Source organism: Proteus hauseri (assembly GCF_004116975.1).
In the GTDB taxonomy this organism is placed as follows: Bacteria; Pseudomonadota; Gammaproteobacteria; order Enterobacterales; family Enterobacteriaceae; genus Proteus; species Proteus hauseri.
Map to the genome: position 1 here is coordinate 3,546,571 of NZ_CP026364.1, position 17,046 is coordinate 3,563,616.

The window sequence follows — 17,046 nt, forward strand, 5'->3', positions numbered from 1 at the left end:
TTAAAAAAATATGATCACTACGCTATTTTTATAAAATGACGTATTTATTTAAGAAACCATTGCTGAATGAATACTCATAATATCTTTCATCGCTTCAACAGTATCTTCATCAACACAATAATGTGTAAATTCATCAACTTCACTATCTGAGCTCATCGTTACGCCAGCTTTGCGATAATTCATAGTAGAAGGTGCAACTTTACCTGCCGAACTATGAATTTCTTTTAATCCCACCTCTAAGAATTTTTGCATATTACTTAAACGAACACCGGCACCCGCCATAATGATAGGACCTTGTGTTTTTTCATTTAAAGTACGCAAAAGTGGTAAGCCTAATTCTGCGTTTGCTTGTTGTCCTGAAGTTAAAATACGTGACACACCTAATTGCGTCAGTTGTTCCAGTGCTAATAACGGATTAATACACATATCAAAAGCACGATGAAAAGTAATTGCTAATGGCCCTGCAAGTTCCATCAATATCGCCATTTTAGGTAGATCAATATGTCCTTCTTCATTTAAGATACCCACTACTGCTCCAGAAAATCCCATATCTCGAATAAGGCTGATATCATTTTTCATGGCAGCAAAATCGGCTTGTCCATAACAAAAATCACCACCACGTGGACGGATAATAGGATGAACAGGAATACGAACTAAATCTCTGACTTGTCTTAACATTCCGTAACTTGGTGTGACACCACCTTCAGATGGACTTGTACATAATTCAATTCTGTCAGCACCCGCTCGTTCTGCTACTAGAGCGCATTCCGCACCAAAACAACAAATCTCCAACTTTGTCATATCATCCCTCTCTATCCTTTATGAAGAAAGCAATCAGAAAATAAATATCATTTCTTAGCGATTAAGAACAATAGTTGTCGAATATCGTTATTCATTCAATTCCACCATCAGAGTTTTGTGCTGACACATACAAACTATTTTCTGAATATGTCGCTCAACACTCACTTTCTACGATTTTTTGTAACGAATAAGGATGATACTTCAACGTAACCTGTCCATTAGTCACAGCTACTGTTGGATTAGGTAGACGCTCTTTATCACCTTTCGGTTCACTAATTTTTAATTTTAATGTTTCAGGTAAAGGATTTGGTAATAAAGACCGTACCGTATTAATTAATAAATCTGGTTTTATAGAAATTACTTGTTCTATATGTTCCCAACCTTGATATAAATACGTTTTATGTGTTGGGAAAGGTAATTCCACAATAAATACTGGCTGATTTAATACTATTAATGGGATATCTAATTTAAATAAATAGATAGGACGTCCATTAATCTCATTAGCAGAAATACAGGTTCCACACTGGTTTAATCCCTCTCGCCATTGTTCTGCCAACACTAACTCGTGACAACGTAACGAAATATGATCCGTAGGATAACAACTCAAGTCAATATTGAGTGTGTTCGCCAATTGAATCATTTTTTCTTCAAATAATGGAAGTTCATTAAATAAATCTTTTAATTGTGGAATTGAAGAAAATAACGCCATTTTGAGTAACCTTAATGAAAAAGCAGAGAAAAACCCTTAAAGATAAGGCGCAGATAGTAGCATGTTCTAGCCAGAATATGTTATAAATCCAAGGCTAAATCTAATTTTCTATAAAAACCTGTCGCCGTTTTTTTGTCAGGTTTTATTTTCTCATTAATTTAAGGTAACCCGGTGAATATTCAGGCTTTTCTTTCAGAAAAAATCAGTGTGGCAATGTGCGCTGCTGGCGCTCCCGCTGATAGCGAACCACTTGTCCGTCAGTCAGCAAAAGTACAATTTGGTGACTATCAGGCGAATGGTGTCATGGGAGCAGCAAAAAAAATGGGGATCCCACCCCGACAACTCGCAGAAAAAATTCTGGAACAGCTTGATCTTACAGGTATTGCAAATAAAGTTGAGATTGCAGGCCCTGGTTTTATCAACATCTTTTTATCGCCTGATTGGATTGCGCAACAGGCAGAGAATGCATTAGTTGATGAACACCTTAATATCACCAAGGTTAAACCTGAAACTATCGTTATTGACTATTCCTCTCCTAACGTTGCTAAGCAAATGCACGTCGGTCATTTGCGTTCAACTATTATTGGGGATGCAAGTGCGCGCACATTATCTTATTTAGGTCATAATATTATCCGCGCTAATCACTTAGGTGATTGGGGAACACAATTTGGGATGCTCATTGCGTTTTTAGAGAAAAAACAAAATGAAAATGCCGCAGATATGGCATTAGCCGATCTTGAAGAGTTTTATCGTGAAGCTAAAAAATGCTATGACGAAGATGAAGTATTCGCAGAACGTGCCCGTAGCTATGTAGTAAAACTACAAAGTGGTGATGAATATTGTCGTGCTATGTGGCGCAAACTTGTTGATATCACCATGCAACAAAATCAAGAAACATATCAACGTCTTAATGTCACATTAACAGAAGATGACATTATGGGTGAGAGTCTTTATAACCCGATGTTACCGGGTATTGTTGCTGATCTAAAAGCAAAAGGCCTTGCTGTTGAGAGCGAAGGTGCAACTGTTGTTTTCCTTGATGAATTTAAAAACAAGGATGGCGAACCAATGGGTGTTATCGTTCAGAAAAAAGATGGTGGTTACCTCTACACCACAACCGATATCGCCTGTGCTAAATATCGTCACGAAGTGCTACACGCAGATCGCTCCCTTTATTATATCGACTCTCGTCAGCATCAACATTTAATGCAAGCTTGGACTATCGTACGCAAAGCAGGTTACATCCCTGAATCTATGTCACTTGAACACCATATGTTTGGCATGATGTTAGGTAAAGATGGTCGACCATTTAAAACTCGTTCAGGCGGTACTGTTCGTTTAACGGATTTACTTGATGAAGCTTATGAAAGAGCTCAAATCTTAATTCGTGAAAAAAATCCTGATATGGATGACGAAGAGTTAAATAACGTAGCCCGCGTTGTTGGTATAGGTGCTGTAAAATATGCAGATTTATCAAAAAACCGTACAACGGACTACATTTTTGACTGGGATCTAATGTTAAGCTTTGAAGGTAATACAGCGCCTTATATGCAATATGCGTATACTCGCGTTGCATCTATCTTTAAACGTGCTGATATAGATGAAAGCACACTGACTCAGCCAATTAATCTCATTGAACAGCATGAAAAACAACTCGCTATTCGTTTAGTTCAATTTGAAGAAACCATTATGCAAGTTGCACGTGAAGGTACACCACATGTTATGTGTGCTTACCTTTATGATTTAGCACAGGCATTCTCCGGTTTTTACGAAAACTGCCCTATCTTATCTGCCGAAGATGAAAATGTGCGCCAAAGCCGTCTTAAACTCGCTCGCTTAACAGCAAGAACCTTAAAACAAGGTCTAGACACTCTGGGCATTGAAACCGTTGATAGAATGTAACACACATATTCAACCATAATTTATGCAGACAAAAAAACCGATGGTATACACCATCGGTTTTTATTTATTTGTTATATCTTATTCATATAGCGAATTAAACTATTTAAAGCAATTTACACTTAAAACAATTTACACAGTCTAATTTCCAATGCTACTCAGCGATTAATCTTCATTAGCACTAATAACGTCTTGGCACAGCAAATCTGTAATATCTTTCTGTTCAATCCAACCATCTACACTATCAATAGGTTTATCTGGACTATATAAGCGTTGGTCGACATCTTTTGCAGTAAAGCTTACTCTCTCATTAGTTTTATTAAAAACACCGACACAGTTTACTGGAGTAAGTTTTGAGGTTTTAATTTTTCCGTCAGCAGTACAGCCAGCAAGAAATAATGTTGCTAATGATACAGAAAGGATAATTGCTTTTTTCATAGTAGCTCCTTAAACATTCTTATTTTTATTGTTACTAAAAAACACTTATTGGTTATTTAATAGTCTCCAGAATAAAAGATAAAATACCATAAGCCTTTGTAACTATTCTTAGTATAGCGAATTAATGAAGAAATATTTGAGTTATTGAGCTATTAATAAAAGAATAATAAATATGAAAGGAATTAGAAAAGGGAGGGAAAAACAGAAAACAAATGCGAGATAAATGAAAGCAACAATAATATTACACACTGATATTTAAGTATTTTCAATTAATTATTGATAACACCTTCAGCATTAATTTTCATTATTTACACAACTCACCGTTTACTGTTTATCCCCAGCAATCGTGTTTACCTATTTGAAGCGCAGACAAAATAGATATGATTACTTTCAGTAGTACTGAACGATAACAAGCAAATAACTTTACAGTCACGGTTAATCTACCTGATTAGAGAAATAATAATATGTCTTAAATCAAAGAATCTAAATATTTTAATATGTACTGCAATTTTTTGAAATATTCGTAATATTTCATCATTAAGTAAGAAATATTTAACAGATGTGTCAATTTATAAACGTAGAAGACGTAAGAGAGTTTATCTAAAAAAAGATAATTCGTCAAACCGTAAGTCCTTAGAATATAGTGTCTATTCTTTTACTTTATGTAGAATGGTTCTTTCAATCAACAAATTGTCTAATGATATACACGCCGCTTAATATTAAATATAATTAATATATAACAACATAAAAATACTTTTTAATGCCGAAAAGCTGTGGAAATTAGCTAATAATTAGAAAATAAATTTAATAAAAAAATAGTAAGAAAAAAATCATTTCGATATTTGGCTGTATTTTTCTCTGTATAAGACAGTGGAAATTAGCGAGATAGATTACCAAAAGTGTGAGCTAGGTATCATTATAAATTTTCTAAAAATAGAAAAAGGCTCTAAAACGGAAGGTTTTTTACAAAAAGGTTTTGTTAACTGAAGACTCCTCGCCTTTATGAAAAAAACGAGGAGTAAAATTTATTTGTTACAAAGCTCGTAACGAAAAATGACGTGGCCTAAAACCTAAGACATACAAAGCAACAAAGTAACTCCCCGCACCCACCACGACAACCAGTAATAAACGTAGAATGCGCATCAACATACTTCCTACATCCCAGCTAGGCATTATCCAAAGCATACCGACTAATACTGCGCCCATTACGGCTAGCGCAATAGCAAGCTTTAATAAGAAAACAGGCCAACCCGCTAATGGCTGATAGATATCTTGTTTACGAATTTGCCAAAATAGCATTCCCGCATTAAAACATGCCGCAATACCTATAGATAATGCTAATCCAACATGTTTTAAGCTACCAATAAATGCCAAATTCATTAACTGAGTCAGTATTAAAGTTGCGATAGCTATTTTGACTGGTGTTTTAATGTCTTGGCGAGAATAAAAACCAGGAGCTAAGATTTTTACGATAATAAGCCCCATTAAGCCAACACAATAAGCCATTAAAGCTTGTTGAGTCATTAACGCATCATGCGCGTTAAAATTACCATATTGAAATAATGATGCTGTTAAAGGGCCTGATAATACGGCCAAACCAATAGTACAAGGTAAGGCTAATAAAAAGCACAGTCTTAAGCCCCAATCCATTAGCTTTCTATATTCTTGTGTATTCCCACTTGTAAAGCTTTTTGATAGTGAGGGTAATAAAATCGTCCCTAACGCCACCCCTAATACACCTGTTGGTAACTCCATCAAACGGTCTGCATAATACATCCAAGATACTGAGCCGGAGACCAGAAATGAGGCGAAAATGGTATTAATAATAAGGGAAATTTGGCTTACCGAAACCCCTAAAATAGCAGGCCCCATTAATTTCATGACTCGCCACACACCACTATTTCTAAAAGAGATACGTGGCAACACCAACATACCGATTTTTTTCAAATGCGGTAATTGATAAACCAATTGTAATACACCACCAGCAACCACTGCCCATGCTAATGCCATAATGGGAGGGTTACAGTAAGGTGCAACCACTAAGGCAAAAAAGATCATACTGACGTTCAATAAAGTCGGTGCAAAAGCAGGAACAGAAAAACGGTTCCATGTATTTAGAATTGAACCCGTTAATGAAGCCAAAGAAATAAGCAAAATATAAGGGAATGTGACTTGTAGTAAATCTGTTGTTAGCTGAAATTTATCTGGTGAGTCTGCAAAGCCCGGCGCTGTAATATAAATAACCCAAGGTGCAGCAACAATACCAATGACAGTAACAACAGCAAGGATCAATGTCAGCATACCAGAGACATAGGCAATAAAAGTACGTGTTGCCTCTTCACCTTGTTGATTTTTATATTCAGCTAAAATAGGCACAAACGCCTGTGAGAATGCCCCTTCAGCAAAAATTCTTCGCAATAGATTAGGAAGTTTAAAAGCAACAAAGAAGGCATCTGTTGCCATCCCCGCACCAAAAATGCGCGCAATAATAGCATCACGAATAAAACCCAGCACCCGTGAAAACATCGTCATTGAACTCACTGCGGCCAGTGATTTAAGTAAATTCATAAGTCATTCTAGTTTTTGTTGTGTGAGGAAAAAGAAAGGGACTATAGTCCGTCTCTAACGCAGAAAAATCAATCATCAATATGCTAAGAATAGACTGACTTTATTGATCTTTTTATTAATACAGACGCTATTTAGTTAGCATTTTTCTTAGCATCATCTCTAACATGCTTCGATAATCTACTTCATTAAATTGAGGATCCACTACATTACGCCCCATAGAGCCGTCTGCGATCACCAATAACCAAGTGGCGATTTTTTCTGGTTTAAGTAAAAAGTCTATTTGCCCTTTTCTTATACCTTTTTCAATGATGCTGATTAAGCGCTGTTTATTCTTTTGTTCATTCTCAATAAATATTTGATGAATGGTAGCATTACGCGAAGCTTCAGCAAAAATTTCAATACTAATACGGGCATATTCTGTATGGTTATATAGCTCGATAATTTCTAACATCAAACCAATAATTGCCTGAATACTATCTTCCAGCTTCTCATAACGACAAAACATATCATCAAAGACTCCAGCATCTTCTAATGCTATCGCTTCAATTATCGCATTTTTAGTGGGGAAATAATGGAACACATTCCCCGGGCTCATATTTGCCTCTCGGCATATTTCAGCTGTTGATGTGGAATGAAAACCTTTGACGGCAAAACAGCGTATTGCAGCATCAACAATATGCCTCATTTTTGTTTTCTGTTTTTCAGTTATTGCTTTACTCATAACGATAAAAATCTCTAGACATTTTTTATTAGACTACATAGTCTAATAAAATTATAGACCAATCAGTCTAAATTAAAGTTAGACATACTATTATTAAGTCAAGATATCATGCAATCACTTAACGAACACTATATGCTTAGAGCCACAACTCAAAAGGATACGGCTGAAATTATTCAGTTATTTACGCTTGCTTTTAGCCATAAATTACACGCTTTTCATATTGATAGCACTATTCCTAATCAACAACATCAACTAGAAGCTATTTGGAATGAACAGGCTCGTAAACCCAATCAAGTGCAATTTGTGGTAACTGATGCTAATGCTATTGTGGCAACTTTTTGCCTTGCAATTAAAGAGTCCCACTTTAAAACATCTGAATTTACTAAAACACCTATTAGCAAACACTGGGAATACGGAATAATAAATTATATAAAGCAGCAGATTTTCTTTTCATTGTTTAATTATGAACCTAACAAGCAAGAAGCTTATTTATCTCATATTGTTGTTTCGCCAGCTTACCAAGGAAAAGGTCTTGCCTTTTTAATCCTTAAATGGATTATCCAATACAGTAAAAATAATCTGAAAAAAAATTATTTATCACTGTATGTGGATACAAAACATACGGGTGCTATTCATCTTTATAAAAAGAGTGGCTTCAATATTAAAAAGAAAGAGTCATCATTAATTACGCAATCTGTTTTTAATATAAAGCAGTGGTACTATATGAGTCAAAAGCTCTGAATATTGTTATTATATAATGTTAATTACATATCAATAAAACAATATTCAGAATTTAAAACAGCACTTATTTACGCAAAGAAAAATTTCGTGTCGTTAATGCCGTTAATACATGATCTCGCCACTCTTGATTTATTTGCAGGTAATTTTTTGCATAACCTTCTCGCTCAAAACCATGTTTTGCCAGTAAATTTCCGCTGCGTAAATTATGGGGCATATAATTAGCCATGATGCGATGCATACCCTGCTGACGCTGCATATAACGTAGTGTCTCTTGCAATGCTTCAGACATATATCCTTGTCCTTGCCATTTCTCTCCAACTGAATATCCCAAGAAACAGGCATTAAAAGCGCCTCTCATCACATTGCTGTAATTTGCGACACCAATAATTTCATTTTCTGAAGGTGTAAGCAAAAGAAAATGGAAAGCACTTTCTTGACGATGCAATTCACTCATATATTGCAATCGATATTCCCACCCTGAAGGCAAATAATGAGATTTATCTCTTAAAGGTTCCCAGGGAATTAAAAAACGACGGTTTAAAGTATAGTAATTTGCCAACCTTTCGGCATCTCGCTCATAAGCAAGCCGAATTATCATTCTTTTCGTTTCAAAACGAATTTTAGGTATCCCACTACGATAACCAAACATTACAGTACTATTGTCCTTGATAAAAATGAGGCTAATCTGAAGCAATACTACTTATTCTGCCATTAACCTCAATAAAAAAATATCATCTTTAATCTGCTATGAATTACTGACGATAAGATACAGAATAGACAATAATAAATGACTTTATTATCCCCCCTATTTTATTTAAATCATTTGCTTATCATGGTGAGTAATGGCGCTGGTAACACAAGCCCGTACCTTGGGTAAATACTTTCTGCTAGTCGACAATATGTTAGTCGTCTTAGGTTTTTTCGTCGTTTTTCCACTTATTTCTATTCGCTTTGTTGAACAGCTGGGTTGGGCTGGTGTTATCGTTGGCTTTGCATTAGGTCTACGCCAACTGGTACAACAAGGGCTAGGTATTTTTGGCGGCGCTATCGCAGACCGTTTTGGTGCCAAACCCATGATCATTACAGGTATGCTATTACGAGCATTAGGATTTGCGCTAATGGCAATGGCGGACCAACCGTGGATACTTTGGCTATCTTGCATTTTATCTGCATTAGGTGGCACATTATTTGATCCGCCTCGTACAGCGCTTGTTATTAAACTAACGCGCCCTTATGAACGAGGCCGTTTTTATTCACTACTTTTAATGCAAGATAGCGCAGGTGCCGTTATTGGCGCACTAATTGGTAGCTGGTTACTGCTTTATGATTTTCATTTAGTTTGCTGGGTTGGTGCTGGCGTTTTCGTTATTGCTGCTATTTTTAATGCTTGGCTGTTACCTGCTTATCGTATTTCTACAACACGTACGCCTATTAAAGAAGGGCTAAAGCGTGTAATGGTTGATAAACGCTTTGTAACTTATGTTCTCACGCTAACGGGTTATTTTATTTTATCTGTACAAGTAATGTTGATGTTCCCTATCATTGTTAATGATATTGCCGGCTCACCTACAGCGGTAAAATGGATGTATGCCATTGAAGCATTACTTTCATTAACTTTGCTATACCCGATTGCGCGTTGGAGTGAAAAACGTTTTAGATTAGAACAACGCTTAATGGCGGGGCTCTTTTTAATGAGCATCAGCATGTTCCCAGTTGGTATGATCCACTCATTACAAGGTATCTTCCTAATTATAGGCCTATTTTATCTTGGCACCATTACTGCCGAACCTGCTCGTGAAACCTTAAGCGCTTCTTTAGCTGATCCTAGAGCAAGAGGCAGCTATATGGGATTTAGTCGCTTAGGATTAGCCTTTGGTGGTGCAATTGGTTATACAGGAGGTGGATGGATGTACGACTTAGGGAAACAATTCGATATGCCTGAGTTACCTTGGTTTTTATTAGGTATCACAGGATTTATCACCCTTTACGCCCTGCACCGCCAATTTAATCGTAAAAAAGTCGAAACAGCCATGCTTACTCCTTAGAGTTCAGGTAAACTTTCTTTTATCAATGATTAAGGAGTTTATATGAGAGCAATTCTTCTGGCTGCAACATTGGCATTAACGAGCTTGGTTGTAGGCTGTGATCAACTAAAACAATTTGATGTCAGTGAGAAGCTAATTAATGACTATCTCACGACAAAAACCGGTCTTCAAAAACATATTGGCGAAGATGGGGTTATTTCTGCTGATATCAAATTAGGTGAACTTTCTATTCAAATAGCTCGTACTGAACCAGGGAAAATAAGCCTTTCAGGTAAAGCCGAACTTAAAATTGATTCTCTTTTTGGTAAAACAGGAGCAACAGTTAATTTAGTCTTAAGTGGCCAACCTGTTTATCAGCCAGAACAAGGCGCTATTTATATTAAATCAATGAGTATTGAGAGTTATAAGGTTTCACCAGAAAAAATGGAAGCCGTTGTTATTGCATTAAAACCTTATCTTGATAGCTCGATAGCCACTTATTTTGATAATCAACCTGTTTACGTATTAAACCCTGAAAAAAACAGTGCTGAAGCAGCTGCATTTAAATTAGCAAAAGGCATTGAAGTTAAGCCGGGAAAATTTATCATCCAACTATAAAAGTGACATAGCTCGATTAAAAATTTTTATCGAAGTTAATAAAAAGGCAAGCGGAATGGTTTGCCTTTTTTATACGTTTAAAACAATGTCTTCTATAATAAAATGATATTACTCTTCTTCTACATCATTAGTTTCATCATCTAACAGCTCTTCATGCAAGGCAGATAATGCACCGCGTGTAATTACGGCAATTGTTCGATAAAAACCACTCGTCGCATGAGCTTCTACTTTGCCCAAAAATGCACCAGCCCAAGGAAGTAAGTATTCATCAAATAACAGCGTTTGAGCTAATACTTCATCTTGCGCAGAATTATCTTCAAGCCATGAAGCGGCTAATAATAATGCACCAAAGCTATCAGTTGCACTTTCAGTAACAGGCATACCTCTTGCGACCAAAAATTGGCGGATATCTTCTTCTTTTATATCCCCATAATCATGAGCATACATAGAGACTGCGGGCGTTTCACCACCAAAAAGAGTTTGATAATCCGTCTTTACCAGCGCCAAGTCTTTTACGCTATTTTTTAAAGTATTAAATAATTCATCTTGTTCAAGAGGCCAAAGTGCACTCAGTTTCCCGTCACCAATCATCGCAATAATAGGCGATAAAATAGGATCTGCGGGTTCACGTTGAAATATAGTGCCTAATAAACGGCATACCATTGAAAACTCATTCATCATCATTTTTCTATTCAGTAAATTTTGATGCTATTGTGCGTTGAACAATAGGAAAATCAACTTTTTTCTATTTCATCGACATAAAAACAGAAAAAGCGCGCTCTTAGTTTTAAGTCTAATACTTAAAATAAGAAACGCGCCTAATCCCATGCTATCTTTTCAAACAGCAATTATTTTACTCATTAACTAGCTAGCGATATCTAAAAAATTATCTCGTACACCGTTTACTCTAAACCAACCAGCAATACTTATTCGCTCTTTATTTGTTGGTAATACTTCATGAGGAAACTGTTCTGATAGAAAAACAACTAATCGCCCACCTTTAGGTGCAACGGTTGCAAGTTCATTATCATCAAGATCGTAAATTTTTAATTCACCACCATCTTGCTCTGTCCATTCATCATTAAGATAAAGTACTGTTGTTAATCGACGGCTAGCATTTTCTTTAAATGCATCAAGATGTTTTTTATAAAAAGCGCCCTTTTCATAACAAGCAAAATGCGCTTCATATTCAAATAACCCTAAAAAAAATTCTCGATTAACAGCTCGCTGAATACTTTCCATCTGCATTAAATAATGCTGTACAGGCTCACCCATTGTGGGTTCTAGCCAACTAATTTTATCACTGCGTATCGTTGTTTCTGATAATAAATTTTCATTACGACCTATACGTGCTTGTTGGGCATTTTCGCCAAAACAAGCTTTAAGTTGTTGAACAGCTTCAGGTGTGAGGAAATCATCCCAGACACACCATCCTTTCTCTGCAATTTGCTCAAGAAGATTTGCTATATTCATTAGTCATATTGTCTGATTAACATGGGGAACTACTTTATAGCACCAAGCTTAGTAAAATTACAATTTAATAAATTTATCTTTTTGATAATATCAATTTATTAGAGATAAACTCTATTAAAATCAATAATGATAAGAAAAAACAAAATTTACCTTTCAATACAAATACGAAAAAAGAATAAAAAATGATTTTTATGAAAAAAATTTATCATTATGCTATCAAAAAACATAAGCAATACGAATGATTTATCTAGAAATAATACTCAGTTAATATCTTATTCAACTGACTACCATTTGAGTCATATTCAAATTTAATCTCTCCTTTGACTTGATGGTGAATAATTGACTTTTGGCTTCCTAATCGTACAAAAACCATCGGCAACGATTTTTCTTTATCAGCTAATTCACTTATTGACATCACATCAATAGAATCAAGATTATATTCAACTTCTTTTAGTTCCTGAGTACATTCAATATATAATTGATCTAACTTCTCTTTAATTTCATCAAGCTTAACTTCTTTATTACTCTTTATTTCATTAATTAAATCATTTAACTTATTTAACTTATCTTTAGCATCACTATAGAGTTTTTTACTTTTTTCATTCAATCGGTACTTTGAAACTACATAAGGTTTAAACTTTTCATTCATATTACTTTTTGTTTGAGATGACAATGTTTCTTTTCTTTCTTTTAAATCAGATAAAAACTGTTGTATTTCTGGATTTTCATTGATTATATTTGCATTATCTTTAGTATTTTTAGTTTGATAGTCATCCTTTCTCTCTTTCTTGTTTAATACCAATTTATTTTTAAACTCTTTCCCAGATAACAAATTTAAATATACTTTATCTAATTTATCGATACTTTTTGATACTTCATGCTGGTTAGGATAACTATCAAATAATTTATTGATTTTTAAAATACGTTTATATATTCCTTTACGATTACTATTACTCTTTTCAATTTCTTCTTTACTCTTTAGTTCTTCACTATTAAATAATGAAAAACCTAAAAGTGCATTTATTTTTTTTTGAATCATTAATTCAAAGTTTTTTACTGTGGTTAATGGATACCATTGTATTTCATTTGTAGAGCTTGTCGATGAAGGTGTGAACTTTAAATCTCGGTATAATTCAAAACTAAAATCAAGTAATTTAAGACTAACTTCTCTTTTAGACTCGTCTGACTCTAATTGTCCATAGTCAAGAAATTTATTGATATTTATATTTAGTTTTAAAATATTGGCGATAAAATTCGCCCCTATTGCATTCCTTGGTATTGTTACCTCTGTATTTGAACCTACACTAACACCAACATCAAAACTTGCTTCACTTCTTAATTCAACACCCAGTGATGCATTAATATTTCTATTTTCTTTAAGTGTTGAATGGTATTCCAATCTATCCTTGGTAATATTTAATCCTTTATCAATACACTCAACAACATCATTTAATGCAATTTTGAATGAAAAATTAGATTGTTTTTCATGATTGATATTAAGGATCACACTTGCCATTGCAGGGGTAATAACACCGTAATTAATACTATCATTTCCCCACCTTTGATTATATGCACCAACACCAGCAGATAGTCCCGCAGATACATCCGTATTATTTTTATTAACAAATGAAAATATTACTTCAGGTTCCTTAGTTTCTTCTTTAACTTCTTCAGCTTTTGAAAGTGTACACGAATGTGTTTTTGCATAACTCGCTAATAAAAAGGCATTAACACCAATATTCTTTGGTAAATTAAATGCATTAATACCAAAAAATGCTCGCATGTCATTATAATGATTAATAGTTATACTCTCTTTTTCTTTTAATTCTTTAACAACAGAATAGATAACCTCACCTTGAGTTTTTCCATTATTAATACCCTTAACCACTTTATTTAATACAGCATAACTTTTGGTTATGTTTTTTTTCACTCCATCAAGTGCTATGTTTTTATTTTTATAAGGTGATACTGAAGAGTTAACTAATTGTTTTATATTAGAAAATAAACCTCTAAATCCTGGGTCAACACTTTTAGCAATATTCAGCATCATGGCATTATATTTTTTTAAAGCATATTGTTGTTTCGCCTTATCAATATAAACCCTTGAGTTATCTATAAGCGATGAAAAAAAAGGAATGTGTCGACTACTAAAATTTCCTATAGTCTGAGTCGAAAATGGCTGCCCAGAATGATAGTTTTTAAAATTATTCTCACCTACCATTGAATAAAATGATAATGGTGGCTCTTGCGTTAATCTTGTTACTTCATATTGATAGTCTTTAATTGAGAATATATTTAAAGGATCTAAATAGTAAATTTTTATCTTATTTCCTTTATCAACAACCAACTGAATTTTATTTAAAACCGGTTTTATCGCCAATATTTTATCTTTTCCTTTTAACGGTAATTTAATTTTATATTCTTTTACTTCACTATCAACTTCATCCCATTTTGATTCTAATATAGTAGGTAAACCTTTAGCAAAAAGTTGGTTGTCTTTTAGCTTTATCTCAATTCTCATTCCTTCTCTATTTATTTTTAAAATATTTTTTTCTTTTTTTTCAACAATATTATTAACACTTGATAAGTCATGCTTTTCATTTTCCTTAGGAATATATTCTTCATATTCAACAAGAAAATTGCTATTGATATTTTCTTGTTTCAAGCTTTCTAAATCATATTCCTTTTCAATTTTTTTAAAATTAATCTTATAAAAAATATCTTTTTCAGATGCTGAATTGTTATCTCTTTGCCTACCAATTAAAAAACCATCAAGATCTACATAAATCTCCTTGAATTTTATACTTTCTCTATTTTTTGATACTATATTAAACCCCTCATATTTAAATCCACCCTTTAAATATTTATGGTATAAACCTGCGAATAAATCATAACTCCTTCCTTTAATTAATAATAAAGAGCCATCTTCTTCAAGAGTAATACCCATGTTATTTAGCAAAGAAGTATTAGTTGAACCCAAGTAAACATAATTATTAGCCTTATTTAGGCTAAAATGTTTTTTCTCTTTTTCATTACCACTAATATTATTAGCATATGAATTATTACTATTATCTACATTAAGTATCTGCCCTTTCTCTTTGAATTTTATATCCTTATAGATAGTTGAAGAAATTAATTTACTTGGATGATCTATTTTTACACTATTACTCATCGCTCACTCCAATTACATTAAAATAATGGGAGTATCATCAATAAGATAAACTGCAATAGATATCTATTTATAACCAGAATTTTATTACATTATATAAAAAGAAGAAAAAGTGATGTTATTTGAAAGTAATAATAAAAAAAGGGACGATAGTTTTAACATTATCGTCTCTTATCAAAATAAAAGTATTAATTATTCGACTCAATAACCACTTTTCATATCAACAACACCGAATGGGATTTCACCTTTTTCAATACGTTCAATATTCTCTTTAATCGTGTCCATTGCCATATTAGGTAAGGTAAAAGCCGCGATATGCGGTGTAATAGAAATGCGGGGATGAGTCCAGAATGGATGCATTCCTGCTAACGGCTCTTGAGCAAAAACATCAAGGGTTGCGTCAGCAATGTATCCTTGATCTATTGCTTCTAATAAATCTTGATCAACTAAATGAGCACCTCGAGCAAGGTTTATTAAATAAGAAGAAGGTTTCAGTTGCTCAAAGAGTGAGAAATTAAGAATACCATGAGTTTCTGGTGTATAAGGTAATAAGTTAATCAGTAAATTACACTCGATTAAAAAGTCATTGAGTTGCTCTTTACCATGAAAACTGTCTACATTCTCAATTTGCTTGGCACTACGGCTCCAACAACGCACTTTAAAACCTAATTGCGCAAGCTTTGTTGCAACGCTGCTACCTAACGCCCCAGCACCAAGTACTCCAATAACAAAATTATCGTAACTATGAGATGGAAGTTGTTTCCAAAGCCGTTGCGATTGCTGACGTTTATAATCATCCATGCGACGAAAATAATACATTACCTTAGCAATAGCATATTCTTGCATTTGAAGTCCCATTCCGGTGTCTTCTAAACGCATAACCGGTACACCCGCAGGCAATGTGCCAGGTTTTTGCTGTTCTTGTTTTAAAATAGCATCAACCCCAGCACCTAAAGCAAAAATACCTTTTAGATGATTACGACCCGCTAGCATCTCATAAGGAGGAAGCCAGACCATAGCATAATCAGCGGGTTTGTCGTCTCCCGGTTTCCAAGCTCTAATGTTGGCATCAGGTAAACGCGCCTTCATACCGTTTATCCATGTATCTGCGTCAAAAAAAGGATGATAATAAATAATATTCATTTTGCCTTCCTCCAGCATTTTTATTATAGGGTGCGAGGGTTAGAGGTTAATTTCAAGTCTCTTTGAAAAAGTTGTTAATAAAAATGTTGAGAATGTTAACCAGTTAACGAAAATATGAACCATTAAATCAACACTGCAAATTTGATTACTGCATAATTTGTTTAGCATTTGCTCATATTGTTTTTTATTTGGCTGCTTGATGGAAAAGTTAAGAAAAAAATACATTTAGCTGTTGACGCTTATGCTCCTTTTCCCTATAGTAGCGCCCCGTTGAGATGTGATATATCTGTGTTCAATAAAAGCTATGTTCAATAACATACTCAACAAAAAACGGTGAGATGTCCGAGAGGCTGAAGGAGCACGCCTGGAAAGTGTGTATACGGCAACGTATCGAGGGTTCGAATCCCTCTCTCACCGCCATCTTCTAAGATAGAGCCTAGCTTTCAGTTAGGCTCTATTTTTTTATGTTTAAAATAGACTAACATAGCCCTCGCTAAGTTGCTTGTTTGCTCAATTTTCCTACTTAGGCTATCTTTTATATTTTTACATTACATTGATTTCTACATTACCTTTTTTAGGCTTAAAAATAGTTTAAAATATTAATTTCTTTACCTATTAGTATAGGCCTTAGTATAAGGAATAATATTTTTTTATTTTTCTTAATCGTTTAAATATATTATTTTTACTATTTTCAATAGCTATTTTTTATTAATTTTATTGATTATAATTTATTTTTACTCAT

Annotated in this window: 14 protein-coding genes and 1 tRNA gene; 5 read left to right on the forward strand and 10 right to left on the reverse strand. The window is 34.1% G+C overall.

What is annotated here, in order from left to right; genetic code table 11:
• Nucleotides 1-48: 48 nt before the first annotated feature.
• Nucleotides 49-801: a copper homeostasis protein CutC gene (gene cutC, locus PH4a_RS16240; RefSeq protein ID WP_129041239.1), complete on the reverse strand. Its 753-nt coding sequence runs from the start codon at nucleotides 799-801 to the stop codon at nucleotides 49-51.
• Between the two features lie 154 nt (nucleotides 802-955).
• Entirely contained in the window at nucleotides 956-1,510 is a 555-nt protein-coding gene (locus PH4a_RS16245) for a VOC family protein (protein ID WP_129041241.1), read from the reverse strand.
• A gap of 171 nt (nucleotides 1,511-1,681) precedes the next feature.
• Between PH4a_RS16245 and argS the strand changes: the two genes are divergently transcribed.
• A complete protein-coding gene (gene argS / locus PH4a_RS16250) occupies nucleotides 1,682-3,412 on the forward strand; it encodes an arginine--tRNA ligase (protein ID WP_129041243.1) in 1,731 nt (576 codons plus the stop codon).
• A gap of 162 nt (nucleotides 3,413-3,574) precedes the next feature.
• On the opposite strand, the gene PH4a_RS16255 is transcribed toward argS, so the two are convergent.
• The 3 genes from PH4a_RS16255 to PH4a_RS16265 form a co-directional block, all read right to left on the reverse strand.
• Nucleotides 3,575-3,847: a hypothetical protein gene (locus tag PH4a_RS16255; RefSeq protein ID WP_064720047.1), complete on the reverse strand. Its 273-nt coding sequence runs from the start codon at nucleotides 3,845-3,847 to the stop codon at nucleotides 3,575-3,577.
• Between the two features lie 1,032 nt (nucleotides 3,848-4,879).
• The gene (gene murJ / locus PH4a_RS16260) at nucleotides 4,880-6,415 is read right to left on the reverse strand and encodes a murein biosynthesis integral membrane protein MurJ (protein ID WP_129041245.1); all 1,536 of its coding nucleotides are present in this window, start codon (nucleotides 6,413-6,415) and stop codon (nucleotides 4,880-4,882) included.
• 127 nt (nucleotides 6,416-6,542) lie between these two features.
• Nucleotides 6,543-7,136, reverse strand: a complete 594-nt coding sequence (locus PH4a_RS16265) for a TetR/AcrR family transcriptional regulator (RefSeq protein WP_129041247.1) — start codon at nucleotides 7,134-7,136, stop codon at nucleotides 6,543-6,545.
• A gap of 108 nt (nucleotides 7,137-7,244) precedes the next feature.
• On the opposite strand from PH4a_RS16265, the gene PH4a_RS16270 reads away from it, so the two are divergent.
• Complete coding sequence (locus tag PH4a_RS16270; protein ID WP_129041250.1) at nucleotides 7,245-7,877, forward strand: GNAT family N-acetyltransferase; 633 nt, start codon at nucleotides 7,245-7,247, stop codon at nucleotides 7,875-7,877.
• 64 nt (nucleotides 7,878-7,941) lie between these two features.
• Here the strand turns inward: PH4a_RS16270 and rimJ are convergent, their stop codons facing one another.
• Nucleotides 7,942-8,526, reverse strand: coding sequence for a ribosomal protein S5-alanine N-acetyltransferase (gene rimJ, locus PH4a_RS16275; RefSeq protein ID WP_129041253.1), 585 nt, complete (start codon nucleotides 8,524-8,526; stop codon nucleotides 7,942-7,944).
• A 193-nt stretch (nucleotides 8,527-8,719) separates the two neighbouring features.
• Between rimJ and mdtH the strand changes: the two genes are divergently transcribed.
• Nucleotides 8,720-9,922 (forward strand): multidrug efflux MFS transporter MdtH, encoded by a 1,203-nt coding sequence (mdtH, locus tag PH4a_RS16280; protein WP_129041255.1) that lies wholly within the window; start codon nucleotides 8,720-8,722, stop codon nucleotides 9,920-9,922.
• A gap of 42 nt (nucleotides 9,923-9,964) precedes the next feature.
• Nucleotides 9,965-10,519 (forward strand): lipoprotein, encoded by a 555-nt coding sequence (locus PH4a_RS16285; protein ID WP_129041257.1) that lies wholly within the window; start codon nucleotides 9,965-9,967, stop codon nucleotides 10,517-10,519.
• Between the two features lie 108 nt (nucleotides 10,520-10,627).
• Here the strand turns inward: PH4a_RS16285 and PH4a_RS16290 are convergent, their stop codons facing one another.
• The 4 genes from PH4a_RS16290 to ghrA form a co-directional block, all read right to left on the reverse strand.
• On the reverse strand, nucleotides 10,628-11,197 hold the full coding sequence (locus PH4a_RS16290; protein ID WP_129041959.1) for a TorD/DmsD family molecular chaperone: 570 nt from the start codon (nucleotides 11,195-11,197) through the stop codon (nucleotides 10,628-10,630).
• A gap of 186 nt (nucleotides 11,198-11,383) precedes the next feature.
• Entirely contained in the window at nucleotides 11,384-11,992 is a 609-nt protein-coding gene (locus tag PH4a_RS16295) for a 2OG-Fe(II) oxygenase (RefSeq protein ID WP_129041259.1), read from the reverse strand.
• 247 nt (nucleotides 11,993-12,239) lie between these two features.
• A complete protein-coding gene (locus tag PH4a_RS18185) occupies nucleotides 12,240-15,164 on the reverse strand; it encodes a hypothetical protein (protein WP_208730472.1) in 2,925 nt (974 codons plus the stop codon).
• A gap of 198 nt (nucleotides 15,165-15,362) precedes the next feature.
• Complete coding sequence (gene ghrA / locus PH4a_RS16305; RefSeq protein WP_129041261.1) at nucleotides 15,363-16,304, reverse strand: glyoxylate/hydroxypyruvate reductase GhrA; 942 nt, start codon at nucleotides 16,302-16,304, stop codon at nucleotides 15,363-15,365.
• A 332-nt stretch (nucleotides 16,305-16,636) separates the two neighbouring features.
• Here ghrA and PH4a_RS16310 point away from each other — a divergent pair.
• Nucleotides 16,637-16,724, forward strand: a tRNA-Ser gene (locus PH4a_RS16310).
• Nucleotides 16,725-17,046: the final 322 nt, after the last annotated feature.

Excerpts from the sequence above, each read along its gene's own strand:
- cutC (WP_129041239.1), bottom strand. The coding sequence starts at position 801 with ATGACAAAGTTGGAGATTTGTTGTTTTGGTGCGGAATGCGCTCTAGTA.
- PH4a_RS16245 (WP_129041241.1), bottom strand. The coding sequence starts at position 1,510 with ATGGCGTTATTTTCTTCAATTCCACAATTAAAAGATTTATTTAATGAA.
- PH4a_RS16255 (WP_064720047.1), bottom strand. The coding sequence starts at position 3,847 with ATGAAAAAAGCAATTATCCTTTCTGTATCATTAGCAACATTATTTCTT.
- murJ (WP_129041245.1), bottom strand. The coding sequence starts at position 6,415 with ATGAATTTACTTAAATCACTGGCCGCAGTGAGTTCAATGACGATGTTT.
- PH4a_RS16265 (WP_129041247.1), bottom strand. The coding sequence starts at position 7,136 with ATGAGTAAAGCAATAACTGAAAAACAGAAAACAAAAATGAGGCATATT.
- PH4a_RS16270 (WP_129041250.1), top strand. The coding sequence starts at position 7,245 with ATGCAATCACTTAACGAACACTATATGCTTAGAGCCACAACTCAAAAG.
- rimJ (WP_129041253.1), bottom strand. The coding sequence starts at position 8,526 with ATGTTTGGTTATCGTAGTGGGATACCTAAAATTCGTTTTGAAACGAAA.
- mdtH (WP_129041255.1), top strand. The coding sequence starts at position 8,720 with ATGGCGCTGGTAACACAAGCCCGTACCTTGGGTAAATACTTTCTGCTA.
- PH4a_RS16285 (WP_129041257.1), top strand. The coding sequence starts at position 9,965 with ATGAGAGCAATTCTTCTGGCTGCAACATTGGCATTAACGAGCTTGGTT.
- PH4a_RS16290 (WP_129041959.1), bottom strand. The coding sequence starts at position 11,197 with ATGAATGAGTTTTCAATGGTATGCCGTTTATTAGGCACTATATTTCAA.
- PH4a_RS16295 (WP_129041259.1), bottom strand. The coding sequence starts at position 11,992 with ATGAATATAGCAAATCTTCTTGAGCAAATTGCAGAGAAAGGATGGTGT.
- PH4a_RS18185 (WP_208730472.1), bottom strand. The coding sequence starts at position 15,164 with ATGAGTAATAGTGTAAAAATAGATCATCCAAGTAAATTAATTTCTTCA.
- ghrA (WP_129041261.1), bottom strand. The coding sequence starts at position 16,304 with ATGAATATTATTTATTATCATCCTTTTTTTGACGCAGATACATGGATA.